16 protein-coding genes and 1 tRNA gene are annotated in these 20,005 nt (G+C 63.9%); 7 read left to right on the top strand and 10 right to left on the bottom strand.

Translation table 11 applies throughout. The features are described 5' to 3' along the window. Window positions 1-81 precede the first annotated feature (81 nt). Window positions 82-1,680 (top strand): peptide MFS transporter, encoded by a 1,599-nt coding sequence (locus IE053_RS05745; RefSeq protein ID WP_189573161.1) that lies wholly within the window; start codon window positions 82-84, stop codon window positions 1,678-1,680. Window positions 1,681-1,730: 50 nt separating this feature from the next. Here the strand turns inward: IE053_RS05745 and IE053_RS05740 are convergent, their stop codons facing one another. The 5 genes from IE053_RS05740 to IE053_RS05720 all read right to left on the bottom strand — a co-directional run bounded on the left by IE053_RS05740 (window position 1,731) and on the right by IE053_RS05720 (window position 4,560). Next, the gene (locus IE053_RS05740) at window positions 1,731-2,531 is read right to left on the bottom strand and encodes an inositol monophosphatase family protein (RefSeq protein WP_189573158.1); all 801 of its coding nucleotides are present in this window, start codon (window positions 2,529-2,531) and stop codon (window positions 1,731-1,733) included. Window positions 2,532-2,667: 136 nt separating this feature from the next. Beyond that, window positions 2,668-3,057 (bottom strand): helix-turn-helix domain-containing protein, encoded by a 390-nt coding sequence (locus tag IE053_RS05735; protein ID WP_189573155.1) that lies wholly within the window; start codon window positions 3,055-3,057, stop codon window positions 2,668-2,670. Window positions 3,058-3,386: 329 nt separating this feature from the next. Further along, window positions 3,387-3,462: transfer RNA gene (locus tag IE053_RS05730), tRNA-Ala, on the bottom strand. A 37-nt stretch (window positions 3,463-3,499) separates the two neighbouring features. Then, the gene (locus IE053_RS05725; RefSeq protein ID WP_189573152.1) at window positions 3,500-4,045 is read right to left on the bottom strand and encodes a gamma carbonic anhydrase family protein; all 546 of its coding nucleotides are present in this window, start codon (window positions 4,043-4,045) and stop codon (window positions 3,500-3,502) included. A 56-nt stretch (window positions 4,046-4,101) separates the two neighbouring features. Next, on the bottom strand, window positions 4,102-4,560 hold the full coding sequence (locus IE053_RS05720) for a DUF6491 family protein (protein ID WP_189573149.1): 459 nt from the start codon (window positions 4,558-4,560) through the stop codon (window positions 4,102-4,104). 169 nt (window positions 4,561-4,729) lie between these two features. Between IE053_RS05720 and IE053_RS05715 the strand changes: the two genes are divergently transcribed. Further along, on the top strand, window positions 4,730-5,515 hold the full coding sequence (locus tag IE053_RS05715) for a ZIP family metal transporter (protein WP_189573146.1): 786 nt from the start codon (window positions 4,730-4,732) through the stop codon (window positions 5,513-5,515). A 265-nt stretch (window positions 5,516-5,780) separates the two neighbouring features. Beyond that, on the top strand, window positions 5,781-6,488 hold the full coding sequence (gene queC / locus IE053_RS05710) for a 7-cyano-7-deazaguanine synthase QueC (protein ID WP_189573143.1): 708 nt from the start codon (window positions 5,781-5,783) through the stop codon (window positions 6,486-6,488). Here queC and IE053_RS05705 read toward each other — a convergent pair. The 4 genes from IE053_RS05705 to ispH form a co-directional block, all read right to left on the bottom strand. Next, the gene (locus IE053_RS05705; protein ID WP_189573140.1) at window positions 6,485-7,090 is read right to left on the bottom strand and encodes a DUF3313 family protein; all 606 of its coding nucleotides are present in this window, start codon (window positions 7,088-7,090) and stop codon (window positions 6,485-6,487) included. The genes queC and IE053_RS05705 overlap by 4 nt on opposite strands. A gap of 160 nt (window positions 7,091-7,250) precedes the next feature. After that, a complete protein-coding gene (gene rnhA, locus IE053_RS05700) occupies window positions 7,251-7,679 on the bottom strand; it encodes a ribonuclease HI (protein WP_189573137.1) in 429 nt (142 codons plus the stop codon). Continuing rightward, window positions 7,676-8,623 carry a homoserine kinase gene (gene thrB / locus IE053_RS05695; RefSeq protein WP_189573134.1) on the bottom strand — a complete coding sequence of 316 codons (948 nt, stop codon included), beginning with the start codon at window positions 8,621-8,623 and terminating at the stop codon, window positions 7,676-7,678. Before thrB ends, rnhA begins: the two co-directional genes overlap by 4 nt. 12 nt (window positions 8,624-8,635) lie before the next feature. Continuing rightward, the gene (ispH, locus tag IE053_RS05690; RefSeq protein ID WP_189573131.1) at window positions 8,636-9,586 is read right to left on the bottom strand and encodes a 4-hydroxy-3-methylbut-2-enyl diphosphate reductase; all 951 of its coding nucleotides are present in this window, start codon (window positions 9,584-9,586) and stop codon (window positions 8,636-8,638) included. 100 nt (window positions 9,587-9,686) lie between these two features. On the opposite strand from ispH, the gene IE053_RS05685 reads away from it, so the two are divergent. The 4 genes from IE053_RS05685 (at window position 9,687) to IE053_RS05670 (ending at window position 18,231) form a co-directional block, all read left to right on the top strand. After that, complete coding sequence (locus IE053_RS05685) at window positions 9,687-10,247, top strand: hypothetical protein (RefSeq protein ID WP_189573128.1); 561 nt, start codon at window positions 9,687-9,689, stop codon at window positions 10,245-10,247. After that, complete coding sequence (argS, locus tag IE053_RS05680; protein WP_189573126.1) at window positions 10,247-12,010, top strand: arginine--tRNA ligase; 1,764 nt, start codon at window positions 10,247-10,249, stop codon at window positions 12,008-12,010. Before IE053_RS05685 ends, argS begins: the two co-directional genes overlap by 1 nt. 158 nt (window positions 12,011-12,168) lie before the next feature. Continuing rightward, window positions 12,169-15,453: a TonB-dependent receptor gene (locus IE053_RS05675; protein ID WP_229786072.1), complete on the top strand. Its 3,285-nt coding sequence runs from the start codon at window positions 12,169-12,171 to the stop codon at window positions 15,451-15,453. Between the two features lie 108 nt (window positions 15,454-15,561). Beyond that, complete coding sequence (locus IE053_RS05670; RefSeq protein ID WP_189573123.1) at window positions 15,562-18,231, top strand: valine--tRNA ligase; 2,670 nt, start codon at window positions 15,562-15,564, stop codon at window positions 18,229-18,231. A gap of 4 nt (window positions 18,232-18,235) precedes the next feature. Here the strand turns inward: IE053_RS05670 and IE053_RS05665 are convergent, their stop codons facing one another. Then, window positions 18,236-19,966 (bottom strand): gamma-glutamyltransferase family protein, encoded by a 1,731-nt coding sequence (locus tag IE053_RS05665; RefSeq protein WP_189573106.1) that lies wholly within the window; start codon window positions 19,964-19,966, stop codon window positions 18,236-18,238. Window positions 19,967-20,005: the final 39 nt, after the last annotated feature.

The raw sequence follows: 20,005 nt of genomic DNA, 5'->3' as shown, positions 1-20,005 counted from the left end.
TTCGAGCCCGCCGCAGAGCGGGCGCTTTTTCAAAACAGGCTGCGGGGCAGGGCAGAGCGCCGCGGGAAGGAAAACGGACACATGTTCTACTTGATCCTGGCTGGCGTTGCGCTGGTCGGTGTGGCGATGGCGCTGTTCCAAATGCGCAATCACCCCAAGGGACTTTACATCCTCTTCTTCGCAGAGATGTGGGAACGCTTCTCCTATTACGGCATGCGGGCGCTCCTGGTCCTCTACCTGACCAAGCATTTCCTGTTCAGTGATACCGCAGCCTACGGCATCTATGGCGCCTATACGACGCTGGTCTACATCCTTCCCGTCATCGGCGGCACGCTCGCGGACCGCTATCTGGGCCAGCGCAAGGCCATCATCATCGGTGCCGTCATGCTGGTTGCGGGTCACGCGACCATGGCCATCGAGGGTGAGCCGGTGGCGCCGGGCGGTTCGCCGGACATCGCCGTTCTCAACATCTTCTATCTCGCGCTTGCCCTCATCATCATGGGCACGGGCTTCCTCAAGGCGAACATCTCGACCATCGTCGGTGAGCTCTATGCTAAGACGGATCCGCGCCGTGATTCGGCCTTCACGCTCTTCTATGTGGGCATCAACCTTGGTGCCTTTGCTGGTGCGCTGATCGCCGGTTATCTCGGTGAGACCTTCGGCTGGAAGTACGGCTTCGGCGCGGCAGGCGTGGGCATGCTTCTCGGCCTTCTGGTCTTCGTGCTCGGTACGCCGCTCCTCAAGGGCGCGGGCGATGCTCCCGATGTGCAGAAGCTCCACAAGCCGGCGTTCGCAGGCCTGAGCCCGCAATGGCTGATCTATATCGGCACCGCGATCGTGACTGTCGGTGTCTGGTGGCTCGTTCGCGACCAGGGCACGGTCAACATCCTGCTTATTGTATTCGGCCTTCTGACGCTGATCTACATCCTGTGGCGCTCGGTCTTCCAGCTCGAACCCCATGCCCGTGACCGGATCATCCTCGCGCTGATCCTGATCTCGATGCAGGTCCTGTTCTGGGGGCTCTTCGAGCAGGCGGGTTCATCGCTGAATATCTATACCGACCGGGAAGTCGACCGGACGATCTTCGGTCAGGAGATCGTCGCTTCGGTCTTCCAGTCGCTGAACGCGATGTACATCGTGCTCCTCGGCCCGCTCTTCGCGATGTTCTGGGCCTATCTCGCCAAGCGCGGGAAGGACCCGACAGCGCCGCAGAAGTTCGGTCTCGGCATTATCCAGCTCGGTCTTGGCTTCCTCGTTCTCGTCTGGGGCGCCAACTCCTCGGCGGGCCTGACGCCGGTGATCTTCATCTTCCTGATCTACCTGCTGCACACCACGGGTGAGCTCTGCCTGTCGCCGGTCGGCCTCTCGGCCATGACGCGGCTTTCGGCGCCGTCGATGGTGGGCCTGATCATGGGCACGTGGTTCCTAGCCTCAGGTGCTGGCAACGCAGTCGCCGCCCTGATCGCGCAGGCTACAGCGGCTCCGGGCGCCAGCGTTATCGCGGTCTACAGCAATGTGGGCTGGGTCGCGGTCGGCGTGGGCGTGGGCCTCATCGCCCTGTCGCCGCTGCTCAACAAGTTGATCCACGCCGACACCCTGTCGGACGATCCGGAGTCCGAAGGTCTCCGCACCAAGACCATCGAGCCCGGTGCTCACGTCGAGGACGCGCATCGCGCGTAATCGGCCAGAACTGAAACTGGGAAGAGGGGCCGGTTCGCCGGCCCCGTTTTCTATGCGCGGAGGATCCTAGCTGCGTCCTCGGCGAGCTTCGGAGAAGCGGCGACGATGACCTGGAGCGTGCCGCCGGTGTCGCGGAGCTCGGCGCCCTGCCAGTCGGTGATGGTGCCGCCTGCGGCTTCGATGACCGGGATCACGGCGGCGACGTCGTGCCAGTGGAGGCCCGCCTCGACGACCATGTCCATCTGGCCCGAGGCGACGAGCGCGAAGCCGTAGCTGTCGAGCCCCTGCCGGGTGACGCGAACCTCGCGTCCGAGACGCAGGACAGCCTCGGCCTCGTCATCGGAGAAATACTCGCCAGCCCGCATGTCGGTGGCCATCATCCGTGCTTCGGAGAGCGAGGCGCAACCCGAAACCCGGCTTCCCGCAGGCCCGGTGACGAGGAGGCTCTTCGCGTTGCTCAGGGTCTCGCCGACCCAGCGTTCCTTGAGATGCGGCTGGTCGATTATGCCGAAGACGGGCCGGCCCTCATGCTCGAGCCCGATCAGCGTCGTCCACATCGGGACGCCGCAGATGAAGGCGCGGGTGCCGTCGATGGGGTCGAGGACCCAGCGCCAAGGCTCCGTGCCTTCTTTTTCGGGGAACTCCTCGCCCTTGATCCCGTGGCCGGGGAAGCGATCGGAGATCAGGGTGCGCAGGGCGCGTTCGGCCTCGCGGTCGCCTTCTGTGACCGGGTCGAAGCCGCCCTGAGCCTTGTTGACGATATCGATGCCCGCCCGGAACCGCGGCAGGGTCTCCTGCGCGGCCGCTCTGGCGAGGTCAGCTGCGAAATCGGTGAGGGTCCTGATGTCCATGGAGCGGACAAGGGCCTGCACCGGCCCCAAAAAGCAAGACCCCGCGCTGCACCCTCACCCGGTGCGCGCGGGGCCTTTCCCCCATACCGGCGCTCGCGGGGGCAGGCCCGCTTGGCCGGTACGCCAGGCGAAGACGTCAGGCCGCGGCGTCGGCCAGGGTCTTCGCGAGATCGAGGAGGCGCTTCCGAGGCGCTTCCTTGAGATTGTAGTAGGCGCGGATGAGATCGATGGTCTCCTTCTGGTGGAAGACCTCCGGGGCGATGACGCCATCCTCATGCTCGCCGTTTTCGTGCAGGGCGCGCTCTTCCTCGGTCAGGCCCTCGAAAAAGTGGCTGACAGGAACCTCGAGCGCGCGAGCGATGACCCACAGGCGCGAGGCGGAGATACGGTTCGCGCCGCTTTCGTATTTCTGGATCTGCTGGAACTTGATGCCGACGGCATCGGCCAGTTTTTGCTGGGTCATGCCCAGAAGGGTGCGGCGTTGGCGAAGCCGCTGGCCCACGTGGAGATCAACTTGGTGCGGCATGGACGCCTCCTCTCTGCTGACGGGAGAAAAGGGTGCAGACTTCGTGCCAGCGGGACGTGTGCCGGGATGGGAGAGGCCACCCTCCGGTGTCCTTTGTCGCTGCGCGACCGGGGAACCGGCGGAGGCTTTCGACCGGAGATCGAGGTCGGAACAAAGGCCCGACCTGGTCTCGGGCGGTCAGCCCACCCGCTCGGAGATGCTGCGCATCGTGAGAGAAAGAGTGGTGGAGGCGTTCGATCGAAGATCGAACCCGGAGCAAGGTCGCGACCGCGGCCCGGACCAACCGGTCCGCGCCATCCGAGGCGCCTCGCGCCGTGAGATCAAAGAAATGGTGGAGCTAAGCGGAATCGAACCGCTGACCTCGTCATTGCGAACGACGCGCTCTACCAACTGAGCTATAGCCCCAACGGGATGCGAGAGGTATTCCGCCGGGCCCCGCGCGTCAAGCGCTGGCGGCGTCGATGGCTTCGCGGTGCTGGCGGGCCTCTTCGACGTAGAAGGCTGCGCCCATCAGGGCCATCTTGTCCTCGCCCTCGCGCAGGTCACGGAGCTTCTTGGCGGGCATGCCGCCCCAGAGCTCGCCGCTGGGCACGCGCTTGCGGTTGGAGAGGAAGGCTCCGGCCGCAAGGAAGCCGCCGCCCTCGATCACGGCCTCGTCGAGGACTGTCGCGCCCATGCCGACAAAGCCGCCCGCCTCGACCGTGCAGCCGTGAAGCATGCAGCGGTGGCCGATCAAGACATCCTCGCCGATCAGGACCGGTGTTCCGCCGCGGGACGCGTCATCGACATGGCAAATGGTGCCGTCCTGCACATTGCTGCGTGCACCGACGACGATGCGGTTCGTGTCGCCGCGCAGGACGCAGCCATACCAGACCGAGGCGTCGGGCCCGATCTCGACATCACCGATGATGATGACGCCGGGCGCGATGAAGGCGCTGTCGTGGATCTTGGGCGTCTTCCCGTGGAAGGGAAGGATGAATGGTGTCACGTGCCAGGTGCTCCGGAAGCTGGGAGGTTCACGCTAGCTTGCGCCGAGGCCGTGCGTCATCCCTCCTCACCCGCCTCGTCGCTGGCTTCATCGGTGTCATCGGCCTTCGCCTTGGGATCGAACCGGTAGATGTCGCCGACCCGGCAGGTGCCGGACTGGAAGGGCGTGCTGGAGCGGCCACTGACGCTGTCGGAGAAATAGATCAGATCGCCGCGGCGAAGGCAGCCGCCGGTGCCGAAGCGCGGGCTGAGTCCGACAACGATGGCTGTATCAAGCGGGAAACAGGGCCCGACGAAGGTCACGAGGTAGCGGTCATTGACCGATCGGTTGAGGATCACGCCTTCACCAGCGTCCCATTCCGAAAACCCGTTGATGGTGCGCGTGAAGCAGACACCGTCCTCGCGCCCGACCACGCGCGGATCCTCCTCGGGGGTCATCACCGTTTTCTCTTCGGACGAGGTGGCACAGGCGGCGAGGGACAGCGCGGCGAGAACGGTCAAGGCAGGGATACGCATAAGGTTTCTCCTTTGCCATGATGCTAGTGGACTTTCCGCTCTTGCCAAGAATCCACGGCAGGTGCAGACGGCTCGCTCCGCGTTACAGAGTTTCAGAACCTTCTTGTCACATTCGCCCGGCTGTGCGACGAAATGATCGGCGCTGGCGGGCCGGCTTGGGGAGGCCACCTTGGGAGAAATTGACGCCTCGGTGGGGGTCTTCGGATGGCCCCCCGCTCTGGTTGCGAGCGTGCTCGCCGCGACGATGGCGTCGGTGGGCATTTTCGCCGTGTCCACACGCCCGGACACCGCCCAGCGGTACCGGCCCTATTTTGCCGCGCTTGCGTCAGGCATCCTTCTCAGCACCGCGATGTTCATCCTGCCCGAGGCGTTCGGGGGCAGCCAGGCCGCGCCGCTTGCCGCGCTTGCTGGGTACTTCACGCTCTTCGTGTTCAGCCGTTTTGCGCGGCGCCCGGAAGGCCGCGCCTTCGCGGCGTTTTTCGCCATTGCCGCGCACAGCACCCTCGACGGGATGGAATACGGCCTCCTCTTCGCCGCGAGTGACGTGGCCGGGTTCCTTGGCGCATTCGGGCTCATCATGCATGAATTCGCCGAGGGGGTGGTCCTGTTCCTGATCCTCCGCGGAGCAGGCGTGCCGAAGGTGATCGCGCTCCTCGCGGCGCTGTTCGGCGCGGCGCTGACGACGCCCATGGGCACGCTGGCGACGCTCGCGGTCGTGCCGGACCTGTCCCTTGAGCAGTTCTCGCTTGCACTGGGATACGCCGCAGGTGCGCTGCTGTTTGTGGGGGCCAGCCAGCTCCCCGAAGAGTTCGGTGAGCTGGGCTTCAAATCGAGCGTTGCAACCTATGCGTTCGGGGCGATCCTAGCGATCCTTCTGATGTGGTCGTCGCACATGCACGGCCACAGCCATTCCGAGCACCATTCGACGGCGCCGGTGACACTGGCTCGTTCGTAGGGGCAACCCTCTCCCAGATAGGGGCAACCCTCTCCCAGAGAAGAGAAAAGCTGGCGGGTGCCCATGAGGGGCAGGGCAACCCGTAAGGCACAGGGCACCCGCCAACGTGATCCGGGATGACGGCCGCCCAGGAGAGAGCATCTTGGCGGCCACTAGGTGAGGGAAGGATCATCCCCGGACAAGACCACCCTTAGGTTGCAATATCTGAAGACGAGGTTAACGGACGCACCTTTCCCGCGAGAGCGGTCACGACTAGGCAAGGACCATGATGTCATCGAACACAGCGCTGGTGCTTTTCTCGGGCGGACAGGACTCCGCGACTTGTCTTGCCTGGGCGCTCAAGCGCTACGGCGCAGTGGAAACCGTCGGCTTCACCTACGGCCAGCGGCACCGGGTCGAGCTGGAGCAGCGCCTGACCGTCCGTGAGCGGATGGCGGAGGCATTTCCCGATTGGGGGGCCAAGCTCGGCGACGATCACCTGATTGATCTCGGCTTCCTCTCCTCAATCGGGGAGACGGCCATGACCGCGGACGTCGAAATCACGATGCAGGAGAATGGGCTGCCGAACACCTTCGTGCCCGGACGTAACCTGGCGTTCCTCGTCGCGGCAGGTGCCTTGGCCTATCGCCGGGGCGCGGGGGTCCTGATCGGCGGGATGTGCGAGACGGACTATTCAGGCTATCCCGATTGCCGCAGCAACACGATCGCGGCACAGGAGAAGGCGCTGTCCCTGGGTATGGAGATGCCGTTGCGGGTCGAGACGCCGTTGATGCACCTGTCCAAGGCGGAAAGCTGGAAGCTGGCGGAGAGAATTGGCGGCGAGACGCTCACCACACTGATCGAGGAGCACAGCCACACCTGCTACAAGGGAGAGCGGGGAACCCGGCACCCCTGGGGCTATGGCTGCGGGGCGTGCCCGGCCTGCGAGCTGCGCGCCGAAGGGCACGCAGCGTGGAAAGCCGGGAAAGCCTAGCCGGCGAAGAGGTCGCCGAGCTTGCGCGCGACCTGCTCGAAGAAACGGTCCGCCGTTTCCCAAATGGCCACGCCTGCAAGTCGGGGATCGCCGAGATTGTTGACGTTGTCGCTGTCAGTGATGACGGCCAGCACCTGGCCGTCCTCGATGAGCTCGATCCTGACCGCGGCATCGCCAGCAGCGATGGACTGGAGCGACAGGCCCGGATTGTCGGTCAGCTCGGCCATGGTGGGGCGGTTGGCATCGAGATCGGTGACAATCGTGCGCACCGTGATGATTCCGGGGCCGGATTCATCGACGATTTCGGCGTGACGGCTCAGCTCGCGGACCAGGTCCTCGTAGAGGTCATTCATTTTCGCGTCGACGTCCTGCTGGCTGATCGGGCGGCGGTCGAAGCGGCGCCCGACGGTCCTGGCATCGATCCGCGAGGCGACGTCGGGGCCGGGGACGGGTTTGAGGACCTGCACCTTGTCATACGCCCTGAAGTCATTGGTCTGGATAGCCTGGAAGGTGTCAAACCTCGCTGCGGCATCCGGGCCGGTCGGACCGCTTGCACAGGCCGCCAGTGCCAGGGCTGCGGCTGACAGGAAAAGCATGCGCATGGGATACCTCCGGTTCGTGACTGGTTCCCTGAAGGGTAGGCGTGCCTCCGTGCTGGTCAATTCGGTGGTGCATCCCGCCCAGCGGTTCGAGCGCTCACATCACGCGACTGTGACCGTCGAGGGGGCAAGCGTCGGAGCGATCCGTAGGGGGTATGAAGCGCTACTGATAGGGCGCCATGCCCTTGCGGGCGAGGGCGTCGGCGGCCTCGTTGCCATCATGGCCGGCATGGCCTTTCACCCAGGCCCATTTGACCTTGCGCTCCCCGGCGAGCCCGTCGAGCCTGACCCAGAGATCCTTGTTCTTCACCGGCTTCTTCGCCGCGGTCTTCCAGCCATTGCGCTTCCAGCCGTGCACCCAGCTCTCGACGCCATTCTTCACGTACTGGCTGTCGGTGGTGATGGAGATTTCCGTGTTCGGAGCGACTTCTTCGAGGGCGCGGATGGCGGCCATCAGCTCCATGCGGTTGTTGGTCGTCTCGGCCTCGCCGCCGCAAAGCTCCTTCTGCTCGCCATTGAAGACCAGGAGGACACCCCACCCGCCGGGCCCCGGATTGCCCGAGCATGCACCGTCCGTATACGCCTTGATCATAACTCGTCCTCCAGCCTCGCCCGGTGGTGGCGCATCAGGCGCAGCCACGGGAGCGGGTCTTTCGGAGTATAGAGCGTACTTTCCGGTGCGAAGATATTATCCGTGGCCCGAGTGAGGAAAAATCGCAGGGCACTGCCGCAGAGAAGGACCGGCAGCGCCGAGCGTTCGGCATCGGTGAGCTTGTAGGTCTCGTCATAGCCGGAAAGGACCGCTTCGGCATTGGTAAGATCGAGCGCTCCGGTTTCAGGCGTGTAGGCGTTCATCGTGATCGCGAGGTCGTAGGCGAAGAAATCCGTACACGCGAAGTAAAAGTCGATGATTCCCGAAACCTCTCCGTGGTCCAGGAGCAGGTTGTCCGGGAAAAGGTCGGCATGGATCGGCCCCTTGGGCAGGCCCACGGGCCAGAAGCGCGCGAGGAGCTTCAAGGTCTCGGCAAGCTCGGTCCTCACGCCTTCGCCGAAACGGTCGAGGGCATCGCCTGCGCGGGCGGTCATCTCACGCCAGCTCGTCATGCCCATGGTGTTGGGCCGGTGCAGTGACGAATGCGCCGTGGTTCGGTGGAAACGGGCGAGGAAGCTGCCCGCCGTCTCGGCATCCCGCGGCGAGGGATCCATGTTGGGCCGGCCTGGCAGGAACTCGATCAGCGCCGCTGGCCTGCCGGCAATGGCCTGCAACCGCTCACCCTTCAGGGTACGGATAGGTCTGGCGGCGGGAAGCCCGGCGCCCGCCACCTCATCCATCAGGGACAGGAAGTAAGGCAGGTCGGCAACATTCACCCGCGCCTCGTAGAGCGTCAGGATGAACCGGCGCCCTCCGGCCATCACCTTGTAGTTCGTGTTCTCCGTACCCTCAGCGATGCCGGTGACGGCATCGGGCGCGGGCAGGCCGTAGCCTGCGAGGAAAGAAGCGATCTCTGCTTCGGAAACGTCTGTAAACACCGCCATCGCGGACCGACGCTAGACGAGTTCGCGAGGCAATTTAAACTCGACGTTTTCCCGGGTCGTCGTCACCTCTTCGACGGTCAGGTCAAACCGCTGGCGGAAGCCCTCGACAACGCCCTGCACGGCGCTTTCGGGGGCCGAGGCCCCCGCCGTGAGCGCAACGACGCGGGGCGCCAGCCTTGCGACCATGTCCCAGTCGATGGCGTCGACATTCTCGATCAGCTGGCCCACCGGGCAGCCCGCACGCTGGCCGACTTCGACTAGGCGCAGGGAGTTCGAAGAAGTCGGCGATCCGACGACGAAGAGGAGATCCGCATCCTCCGCGATCACTTTGACCGCTTCCTGGCGGTTGGTCGTCGCGTAGCAGATGTCGTCCTTGTGCGGGATCCAGATGTCGGGAAAGCGGCGTTGCAGCACCGCGACGATTTCCTTCGTGTCGTCCACCGAGAGCGTCGTCTGCGTGACGTAGGCCAGCTGCTTGCCCGCTGGCGGTTCGAAGGTCTCGGCGTCCTTGACGTCCTCGATCAGCGTCATCGCGCCTTTCGGGAGCTGTCCCATCGTGCCTTCGACCTCCGGGTGGCCGGCATGACCGATCAGGAGCACATGGGCGCCGCGGCGGTGGTGGCGCTCGGTCTCGATGTGGACCTTGCTGACGAGCGGGCAGGTCGCGTCGAGATAATGCAGGTTCCGGCGCTCGGCCTCCTGCGGCACGGCTTTCGGCACGCCATGGGCGGAGAACAGCACCGGGCGGTCGTCGGGAACATCCGCGAGCTCGTCGACGAAGACCGCACCGAGGGCGCGGAGCCGCGTCACCACGGTTTCGTTATGGACAATTTCGTGGCGGACATAGACCGGCGCGCCGTAGCGCTCGATGGCCCGTTCTACCATTTCGATGGCCCGGTCGACACCGGCACAGAAGCCGCGGGGAGCGGCCATCCGAAGTGTAAGAGGTTTTTCTTGGCTCATTCGCCCCGCCAGGGTTCGCGTCGGGTGAAAGCTCACCTATAGGAATTGCGAAGTGCGGGCTACCGCCATATTCGACCAGCGTCACGGGAGCCACGCCTCTATGCGTCCATACGCCGTCATTCTTCTCGCCCTTGTCCTCCTGCTGGAGGGCTGCGCCAGCACGGAACGCCGCCGCGCGGCACGGCTCGCCAACCCGGCGCCGTGCCCGAACGTGTTCGTCCTCGAGCAGGCAGCAAGGTTCATCGACTTCCGCGGCGCAGAGCCTGCGCTGGAGAACGTCGCGTTCTCGGGCGAGATCGACGATGTCACCAGTTCGTGCCGCTATTACGCCGACGTGCCCATCGACGCGGAGGTTGCCTTCACCATGTCGATCGGCCGCGGCCCGGCTGCCGAGGAAGACACCGTGATGGTCGAGTACTTCGTCGCCGTCACCCGCACGAATCGCGACGTCATCGCAAAAGAAACCTTCCAGGTGCCCGTTACCTTCAAGCCGGGGCAAAGCGTCGTGACGCTCACCGAGGAGATCGAAAGCATCGTGATCCCGCGTGCGAAGGAAGCGACTTCGGGTCTCAACTTCGAGATCGCCATCGGCTTTGTCCTCACCGAGGAGCAGTTCCGCTGGAACCGCTCGGGCGCCAGCCTCAAATTCCCGGAGCTCTGATGATCTCTCTGACCGAGCGGCTCAGCCGCATTGTCGGCGATGCCTTCGAAGCGGAGGGCCTCGACCGCGCGCTCGGAGCAGTGCGCGTCTCGGACCGGCCTGACCTCGCGCCGTTTCAGTGCAACGGTGCGCTCGCCGCAGCGAAGGCTGCGAAGAAGAACCCGCGCCAGCTCGCCGATGCCATCAAGGCACGCCTCGACGGGGATGCGGCGTTCGAGGAGGTGACACTGGCCGGGCCGGGTTTCCTGAACCTCACCCCGACCGTCGCCTTTGTCGAAGAGCTGGCCTCCGAGCTGAAAGCGGATGAGCAGCAGGGCTGCTTCCGCGTGGAGAAGGCGGAGAAGGTCGTGCTCGACTATGGCGGGCCGAACGTGGCGAAGCCGCTCCATGTCGGCCATCTGCGCAGCGCGATCATCGGCGAGGCGCTGAAGCGGATCATGCGCCGAGCAGGGGACGATGCACTCGGTGACATCCACCTTGGCGACTGGGGCCTGCAGATGGGCCAGCTGATCGCCGAGCTCCGCCGCCGGATGCCGGATCTTCCCTATTTCGACGAGAACAAGACCGATGGCTTCCCCGAGGAGAGCCCTGTCACCGTGGAGGAGCTCGCCGAGATCTATCCGGCGGCGTCGGCAGCCTGCAAGGCCGATCCCGAGCGGATGGCCGAGGCGCAGGCCGCAACCGCCGAACTGCAGGCCGGTCGGCCCGGCTATCGCGCACTCTGGCAGCACTTCGTCAATGTCAGCCGTGAAGCGCTCGAACGTGACTACGGCGCGCTGGGCGTGAGTTTCGAGCTCTGGCGCGGAGAGGCATCGGTGCATGACCTGATCGAGCCGATGGTCGCCGAGCTGAAGGAGAGGGGACTCCTCGAGGAGAGCGACGGTGCCCAGGTGGTGTTCGTCGCGCGCGAGGACGACAAGAAAGGGATCCCGCCGCTCCTGGTGGTCAAGTCGAACGGATCTGTCGGCTATGGCTCGACGGATCTCGCGACTCTGGTGCAGCGCAAGCAAGACGGCTTCGAAAGGGCGATCTACGTCGTCGACAAGCGGCAGTCCGAGCACTTCGTGCAGGTCTTCCGCGCAGCCGTGAAAATGGGCCTCTTTGAGGAAGACCAGCTCGAGCACGCGGCGTTCGGGACGATGAACGGCAAGGACGGAAAGCCGTTCAAGACCCGCGAAGGGGGCGTTCTGAAACTCTCCGACCTCATCGCCATGGTGACGGAAAAGGCCGAGGAGCGCCTGCGTGAGAATTCCGGGGATGGTGCCGATGATCCGAGCCGGGCGGACAATGCCCGGATGGTCGGGATCGCCGCGCTCAAATTCGCGGATCTCTCGAACCCGCGGACCACGGATTATGTCTTTGATATCGACCGCTTCGTCGCATTCGAGGGAAAGACAGGCCCCTATCTTCTCTATGCGGCGGTGCGAATGCGGTCGGTTCTGCGCAAGGCCGGCGTCCCGTTCGACGAGGCCATGACCGGGACATTTTGTCTCAAAGAGCAAGCCGAGGTCGATCTCGCGACATCACTTCTCGGTTACGGCGATGCCCACCGGAGTGCCTACGAAAAACGGATGCCGCATATCCTCTGCGAACATGCGTTCCAGACGGCGCAGGCATTCTCAAAGTTCTATGCCAATTGCAGAATCGCCGACGAACAGGACCCGGATATCCGTCGCTCGCGGCTGGCGCTCGTGGCCGTCACGTTGCGACAGATCGAAGACATTCTTGGCCAGCTAGGGATTCAAATCCCTCAAGAAATGTAAGCATCTCCTTCACAAACTGTGGCTTCTCCGCACCACCCCGAGGGGAAGCCGCGCCTGTCACAAATCTGACAGAAAAGTCGTTAGAAAGCGTCATACTCCGCGACTAGTCGCCCCCACGAGTTCGTTACTTAGACTCACTCACCATCTGGGGACTGACTATGTTCAACAATCGTTGGGCCGGCGGCGCTGCCGCAATGGCCATCGCGGCGTCTCTCGCGCCCGCTGCGCATGCGCAGTTCACCTCTTCCGATCTCCAAGGCACGCTGCTGGACGCTGCCGGGAACCCGGTCGCAGGTGTCACCGTCACGATCACCGACACGCGGACGGGCCGTTCTGCCCGTGCCACCACGTCGTCGAACGGTGTGTTCTTCGAAAGCGGTCTCGCCGTCGGCGGCCCTTACACCATCACGGCTGAGGCCGAGAGCGGTTCGGTCACGCGTGAAGGTATCCGCCTGCAGCCGTCGTCCAACTCGATCACCCTCTACCTCGATGGCGCCGAGCAAGGCGACACCATCGTGGTCAAGGCAACCCGTTCGAAGCGTCTCGATCTCAACGGCGGCGTCGGCTCGTCCTTCAGCGAAGACGACATCGCTTCCACGCCGACCGTCCAGCGTGACCTCATCGCTACCCTGAATCGCGATCCGCTCGCCCAGTCGAACGGCGAAGGCAACCTGTCGGTCGCCGGTGCGAACCCGAAATTCAACGGCCTCGCCGTCAACGGCGCGCTGCTGCAGGACGATTTCGGCCTGTCCAACTCGACCTATCCGACGGCTCGTTCGCCGATCAACCTGGACGCCGTCGAGAACGCCTCGATCGTCGCCGCTGATTACTCGGCCATTTCGTCGGGCTTCACCGGCGGTCTCGTCAACGTCGTCACCAAGTCGGGTACGAACGAATTCAAGGGTACGGCGTTCTACTATCGCCGTAACGAAGACTACAATGGCGACGTCGCCGATGGTCAGCTCGTTCCCCAGCCGGAATTCGACGAGAAAGAGTACGGCTTCACCTTCGGTGGTCCGATCATCAAGGACAAGCTGTTCTTCTTCGTGTCCTATGACGAGTTCGAATCGGCTTCGACCCGTTCGTTTGCGGACGAAGATGCCGAAGACAACATCGACTCCAACCTCTTCCCGGCCCTGAACCAGCTCGTTCTGGACACCTATGGCATCGACATGGGTGGCCGTCCGCTCACCGTTGCCGCGCCGCAGACCTCAGAGCGTTTCCTCGGCTCGATCGACTGGAACATCAACGACGATCACCGTGCGAAGTTCACCTATCAGTCGACGGAGGAAAACGGCCTTCAGTCGATCTCCGCGAGCGAGTTCCGGAACACCTGGTACAACGTCCCGCAGGAAGTCGATGTTTACACCGCCGAGCTGTTCTCGGACTGGACCAACGATCTGTCGACCCAGCTCCGTGTCAATTTCAAGGACAACTCCCGTGGCCAGATCTGTGGCCTGCCGGGTGTCGGCGAGATCCGCTTCAGCCTGACCGAGAACCAGATCGCCGGCTCGCCGCTGGACGGCCTGATCGACACGCCGGATCCGGATGACGAGATCTTCCTCACCGGCGGATGTGACCGTTTCCGTCACGCCAATGCCTTCGAGGACGAGCGTCTCCAGATCCTGGCCCGTGCCGACTACACCTGGCAGGATCACCAGCTCACCTTCGGTGCTGAGTACGAAAACTACGAACTCTTCAACCTGTTCGTCGAACGTTCGAACGGCCGGTTCACGTTCGATAACTATGACGACCTCGTCAACGGCGTCGCCGACGTCGAGTACCGCAACGCGCCGACCAACGACGCCAATGACGCCGCCGCTGAGTGGGGTCTGAGCAAGTGGTCGCTGTCCGCCCAGGACACCTGGCAGATTCGTTCGGACCTCTCGGTCGATCTCGGCGTCCGCATCGAGCTCTTCCAGCAAGACGACGAGCCGATCCCGTCGACGACGTTCTTCAACACCTACGGTTTCGAATCGACGCAGAATCTCGATGGCAAGTCGCTGGTCATGCCGCGCGTCTCGTTCGAATACGACCCGCTGCCGCGCACCAAGATCACCGGCGGCTTCGGTCTCTTCGCCGGTGGCGATCCGAAGGTCTGGATCTCCAACGCGTTCCAGGGCCTCGTTGCGCCGACCGCTTCGGGCACCTTCACCGGTGTGAACCCGAACACGGTCCCGCAAGCCCTGCAGGACCAGGTCGCTCAGACCACCCTGGCGACGTTCGTCCCGATCGACGTCATTTCGCCTGACTTCGAGATCCCGTCGGACTGGAAGGGCTCCCTCCGCCTCGACCAGTCGTTCGACCTCGACTTCACGGGCTTCGGTCTTCCGGTTGATCTCGGTACCGACTACCAGCTGACGCTCCAGTACCTCCGCACGGAAACCCAAAACGGCTTCCTGTGGCGCAACCTGGCGCAGACGCAACTGCCGGCAACCCAGCCGACCGGCACGGCTCCCGACGGTCGTCCGATCTATGCCAACCTGCAGGCCCTCGGCATCTCGAACGTTGTCGCCCTCGACAACTTCGAGGAAGGCGTCTCGAACACCTTCACCGTCTCGCTGGCCAAGAACTACGACAACGGCTTCGGCTTCAATGTCAGCTACGCACACCAGGACATCGAGAGCGTCACGCCGGGCACCAGCTCGCGCGGCATCTCGAACTACCGTGCGATCATCGACAGCGACCGGAACTTCCCTTCGGCCGGCACCTCGAACTTCCAGGTCGAGCATGCCTTCAAGATCTTCCTCGATTACGAGACCGAGCTCTTCGAAGGCCTGAACACCAAGATCGCGCTGTTCGGTGACATCCAGTCGGGCGACACCTTCAGCTACACCTTCAACACCTCGAGCTCGAACCCGCTGTTCGGCCGTCCGGGTGATGGTGAGAACCCGTTCGACAACGACCTGCTCTATGTGCCGAGCTTTGACGCCAGCGGCTTCAACGATCCGCGTGTCGTCTTCGCCTCGACCTTCGATCAGGCCGACTTCCTGCGCTTCGTCAACGAGCGTGGCATGTCCCCGGGCATCCAGCCGCGTGGCGGTGACGAAGGTCCCTGGAACCAGTTCTGGGACTTCCACTTCGAGCAGGAGCTCCCGTTCGCCAATTTCGGCATGGAGCGCTTCACCGGCAACAAGCTGAAGTTCATTCTCGACATCGAGAATGTCGGCAACTTCCTCAACGACGAGTGGGGCACCTTCAAACGCGCTCCGCGCTTCAACGCCGACAACACCGTCTCGGCTGACCTCGTGTCCGCTGCCGATGTTGCCGCCAATGGTGTCGATGGTGCGACCGCGCTGGTCGGCGACGACCCCCGCACCGTCTGCGTGCAGGCTGACGACTGCCTGTACCGCTTCAACTTCCTGGACGACGATCCGACTGGCCGTTTCGAGCCGGACCTGTCCTTCTACCAGGCCCGCATCGGCTTCCGCTACGAGTGGTAAGCTGAAACGATACCCAGTGAGTGGGTGGGGAAGGGCGGCTTCGGCCGCCCTTTTCTTTTGCCGCAAGTCCCCCGTGGCATTTCCTGCTGCAGGCGCTAAGCGGGCGGGATGCGAGACCTGCCCAAGACTTTTGACCACCTCGAAGCCGAGCCGCGCCTCTACCGCGAGCAGGAGGAAGCCGGCCTGTTCAAACCCGCAGGCGAGGGCGAGCCGTTTTCGATCGTCATCCCGCCGCCCAATGTCACCGGCAGCCTGCATGTCGGCCATGCGCTCAACAATACGCTGCAGGACATCCTGTGCCGCTACCGCCGCCGCCAGGGCCGCAAGGTCCTCTGGCAATACGGCGTCGACCATGCCGGCATCGCCACGCAGATGGTCGTCGAACGTCAGATGGCGGAGCGTCAGGAGCCGCACCGCCGCGACATCGGCCGCGAGGCCTTCGTGCAGAAGGTCTGGGAGTGGAAGGCCGAGTCAGGCGGCATGATCAAGAACCAGCTCAAGCGCTTGGGCGCGAGCTGTGACTGGTCCCGCGAGCGGTTCACCATGGATGAGGGCCTGTCGGCCGCCGTCCGAAAGGTTTTCGTGCAGCTTTACAGGGAAGGGCTGATCTACCGCGACAAGCGGCTGGTGAACTGGGACCCGAAATTCCAGACCGCCATCTCCGATCTCGAAGTCGAGAACCGGGAGGTGAACGGGAAGATGTGGCACTTCGCCTATCCGCTGGAGGATGGCGAAGTCGACGGCATCAAGGAGATCGTCATAGCGACGACGCGCCCCGAGACGATGCTCGGCGATGGCGCAGTCGCGGTGCACCCCGACGACGAGCGCTACAAGAACCTGATCGGGAAGAAGGTCCGTCTGCCAATCGTTGATCGCCTGATCCCGATCATCGCGGATGAATATCCCGACCCGGAGCTTGGCACCGGCGCGGTGAAGATCACGGGCGCGCACGACTTCAACGACTTCGAAGTCGCCAAGCGCCATGATATCCCGCTGATCGTCCTGATGGACGAGGAAGCGCGGATCATCGCAACCGAGGAAAATGGCGTACCCGAACGGTTTCACAAGCTTGACCGGTTCGAAGCGCGCGAGCGCGTCGTCAAGGAAATCGAGGAACTCGGCCTTCTCCGGGGCATCGAGGACAAGCTGATCATGCAGCCCTTCGGTGACCGCTCCGGCGTCGTCATCGAGCCGATGCTGACCGACCAGTGGTATGTCGACGCGAAGACCCTTGCGGGTCCCGCGATCGAGGCCGTGAACTCGGGCAGGACGAAATTCGTGCCGGAGAACTGGTCGAAGACCTACTTCAACTGGATGGACAATATCGAGCCTTGGTGCATCTCGCGCCAGCTTTGGTGGGGGCACCGTATCCCGGTCTGGTACGGCCCGGACGGCACGCCGTTCTGTGCCGAGGACGAGGCCGAAGCCCATCGTCTAGCGACGGAGCACTACGACGGCGAAGCGGTCGATCTCGTCCAAGACTCGGATGTTCTTGATACGTGGTTCAGCTCTGCGTTGTGGCCGTTCTCGACCCTTGGCTGGCCCGAAGACACGGAGGAGCTGCGGGAGTTCTATCCGACCGCGGTGCTTTCGACGGCTTTCGATATCATCTTCTTCTGGGTTGCCCGGATGATGATGATGGCGATGCACTTCATGGGGGAGGTGCCGTTCCGCACGGTCTATATCCACGCCCTTGTCCGGGACGAACACGGACAGAAGATGTCCAAGTCGAAAGGCAATGTCGTTGATCCGATCGAGTATATGGACGAGTTCGGCGCCGACCCGCTGCGCTTTACCCTCGCAAGCCAGGCAACCCAGGGGCGGGACCTGTCGCTATCGAAGCAACGGGTCGAGGGCTATCGGAACTTCAGGACCAAGCTCTGGAACGCCGCGCGATTCCTCCAGCTGCGCTCCGTTCCGATCACGGACGAAGAGATCGATCCCCATACGTTCGAGCTTCCCCTCAATCGCTGGATCGCCCATGAGGGCGCGAAGATGGCGGGGGAGGTGAGCCGTGCGCTTGACGATTTCCGCTTCGACGAGGCTGCGTCCGCGATTTATCAGTTCGCGTGGGGCACCTTCTGCGACTGGTATCTGGAGCTGTCGAAGCCAATCCTCGACGAGGGGGACGAGGCCGCGCAGGCCGAGACCCGCAAGGCGATGGGTGCAGCGCTCAAGACGATTCTGATCTGCCTCGAGCCGTTCATGCCGTTCGTGACGCGTGAGCTCTACCACGCGATGAACGAGGGCAAGAAAACGATCGACGACCAGCGATGGCCTGCGAGCAGCTTTGCCGATGATGGTGCGGCCGGCGAGATCGCCGCGGCCATAGCGCTGATCTCTGAAATCCGCAGTGCCCGGACGGAAGTCAACGTGCCTGTTGCGGCGAAGCTCGAACTGGTTGCCGTCGATGCCCCGGACCAGGTCAAGGCGCTGCTCGATGCCCAGGCCCCTGCAATCAAGCGGCTGGCGAGGATCGAGACGATCACCCATGCCTCCGAGCCGCCCAAGGGGTCGGTCCAGATCGTCAGCGGCGGGGTGACCTACGCCCTGCCTGTTGCAGATGTCATCGACCTCAAGGCGGAGATGGAGCGGCTCGCGAAAGCCATCGGCAAGACCGAAGGCGAGCTGAAGAAGGCGAATGGCAAGCTCTCGAACGAGCGCTTCGTCGCCAATGCTCCGGCCGAGGTGGTAGAGCAGGAGCGCGAGCGCGTGGCCGCATTCACGGCCGAGCTGGAACAGCTCCAGGCGGCCAAGGCCCGGATCGAGGCGCTTTAGGTCTTCAGTCCACTGATGTCTTTGCAGAGCCTTCTCGGCGGGGGTCGACCACGAGGTCGATCCCGCCATTGGTGAGGGCGAAGCCGTAGATGCCCGATGAGAGCGGCCGCTGGGTCACGGAATAGCCGAGCTCCTCCGCGGCTTTTGCAAGGGCATCGCCACCTTCCTCCACGATCACCGAACCCCGCGGGACCACGACATGCGGGCGCTTGATCGCTTCGCTGAGCGGTTCGCCGGTCGCCAGGTGACGCAGGAGCGGCTTGGCCACATAGCCAATGATCGCGGTGCCACCGGGACTGCCGAGCGCGGCGTAAGGTTCCCCATCGGCATCGAAAACGATCAACGGGGTCATCGAGCTCATCGGTCGCTTGCCGGGGCCGGGGGCATTGACCGCCGGGACACCGTCGACCTCGGGAATACGAGAAAAGTCCGTCAGCTGATTGTTGAGAACCATTCCCCGGACCATCATCTGGCTGCCAAACGGGAATTCCACGGTTGCCGTCATCGAGACGATGTTGCCTTCGCTGTCGCGGATCGAGAAATGGGTCGTCGAAGGGACCTCGTAGGCCGTATCGTCGATCCGGCCCTCGCGCAGCAGGTAGCCATCCGGGTTGCCGGGGGCGACCTCCTCGGCAGGCTTGTCGCCCACCAGCCTGGCCCGTTCGGAGAGATAGGTACGGCTCGTCAGTGCAAGGACGAGATCGTCGGCAGACAGCATGTCGGTGCCCATGGCCGTCGGATCACCGATGAACCGTCCACGGTCGGCATAGGCTAGCCGGCTGGCTTCGATATAGGCCAGGAGGGCGTCCTCTGGCGCGGCCCGGCCTGCCACTTCCTCGAAGATCGTGGCGATCTGGATGAGGGTAATCCCGCCTGATCCCGGCGGCGGCATCGAGCAGGTGTTGTGCGCGTAGACCACAGCGCAGACCGGCTCGCGGATTTCGGGGACGTAGGAGAGGAAGTCGTCCTTGGTCAGCGTTTCGACACCCGTCTTGCCGTTCACCCGCTCGATGATCGCATCGGCAATGCTGCCAGTGTAGAAGGCCGCAGCGCCGCCCTCGGCGATTTCGCGGATGGTTTCCGCATAAAGAGGATTGGTGACGGTTGTGCCGATCGGCTTCACCGAGCCGTCCTCGAGGAGGTAGATTTCGGTCTCCGGATCTTCCCGGAATTGCGGAAAGCGGCCGAGGGTGTCGTGAAGGCGCTGGGGCATGGGAAAACCCTCGCGTGCGAGCCGCTCGGCGGGGGCGAAGAGTTCGGCCCATTCAAGCTTCCCGTGCTGACGGTGGGCAAGGTCCATCATCGCGACGAGGCCCGGAACGCCTGTGGCGAAGCCGGACGTGACAGCCTCGTAGAAGCCCATCGGCGTGCCGTCCTCGCGGTAGAAGACGGTGGGGATGGTGGAGGCGGGTGCCGTCTCGCGTCCGTCATAGGCGATCGTCTCACCGGACGAAGCGTCGTAGAAGAGCATGAACGCACCGCCGCCAAGGCCCGAGCTCTGGGGCTCGACGAGGCCGAGAACGGCTTCGACGGCAATCGCCGCGTCGACGGCCGAGCCTCCCTTGGCGAGAATCTCGGCGCCCGCGTCGACGGCCAGCGGATGGGCTGCCGAGACGATCCACGGCACCTCGGGCAGGGGGGCGGGGAAGGGGGCGGCTGATTCGGGCTCGGCTTCCCTGCCGCAGGCGGCGAGGGCGAGAAGGAAGAGGCCGGATAAGGCGGCTCTGCGGTCCATGCTTGCTCCGGGCAATGACGCAACGCCACAACCTTGTGC

This window comes from Parvularcula lutaonensis (assembly GCF_014651915.1).
Classification (GTDB): Bacteria; Pseudomonadota; Alphaproteobacteria; order Caulobacterales; family Parvularculaceae; genus Parvularcula; species Parvularcula lutaonensis.
Note: the sequence above shows the minus strand (reverse complement) of the source record. Positions and strands in the feature narration are given on the sequence as shown.

Excerpts from the sequence above, each read along its gene's own strand:
- IE053_RS05745 (WP_189573161.1), top strand. The coding sequence starts at position 82 with ATGTTCTACTTGATCCTGGCTGGCGTTGCGCTGGTCGGTGTGGCGATG.
- IE053_RS05740 (WP_189573158.1), bottom strand. The coding sequence starts at position 2,531 with ATGGACATCAGGACCCTCACCGATTTCGCAGCTGACCTCGCCAGAGCG.
- IE053_RS05735 (WP_189573155.1), bottom strand. The coding sequence starts at position 3,057 with ATGCCGCACCAAGTTGATCTCCACGTGGGCCAGCGGCTTCGCCAACGC.
- IE053_RS05720 (WP_189573149.1), bottom strand. The coding sequence starts at position 4,560 with ATGCGTATCCCTGCCTTGACCGTTCTCGCCGCGCTGTCCCTCGCCGCC.
- queC (WP_189573143.1), top strand. The coding sequence starts at position 5,781 with ATGATGTCATCGAACACAGCGCTGGTGCTTTTCTCGGGCGGACAGGAC.
- IE053_RS05705 (WP_189573140.1), bottom strand. The coding sequence starts at position 7,090 with ATGCGCATGCTTTTCCTGTCAGCCGCAGCCCTGGCACTGGCGGCCTGT.
- rnhA (WP_189573137.1), bottom strand. The coding sequence starts at position 7,679 with ATGATCAAGGCGTATACGGACGGTGCATGCTCGGGCAATCCGGGGCCC.
- thrB (WP_189573134.1), bottom strand. The coding sequence starts at position 8,623 with ATGGCGGTGTTTACAGACGTTTCCGAAGCAGAGATCGCTTCTTTCCTC.
- ispH (WP_189573131.1), bottom strand. The coding sequence starts at position 9,586 with ATGAGCCAAGAAAAACCTCTTACACTTCGGATGGCCGCTCCCCGCGGC.
- IE053_RS05685 (WP_189573128.1), top strand. The coding sequence starts at position 9,687 with ATGCGTCCATACGCCGTCATTCTTCTCGCCCTTGTCCTCCTGCTGGAG.
- argS (WP_189573126.1), top strand. The coding sequence starts at position 10,247 with ATGATCTCTCTGACCGAGCGGCTCAGCCGCATTGTCGGCGATGCCTTC.
- IE053_RS05675 (WP_229786072.1), top strand. The coding sequence starts at position 12,169 with ATGTTCAACAATCGTTGGGCCGGCGGCGCTGCCGCAATGGCCATCGCG.
- IE053_RS05670 (WP_189573123.1), top strand. The coding sequence starts at position 15,562 with ATGCGAGACCTGCCCAAGACTTTTGACCACCTCGAAGCCGAGCCGCGC.
- IE053_RS05665 (WP_189573106.1), bottom strand. The coding sequence starts at position 19,966 with ATGGACCGCAGAGCCGCCTTATCCGGCCTCTTCCTTCTCGCCCTCGCC.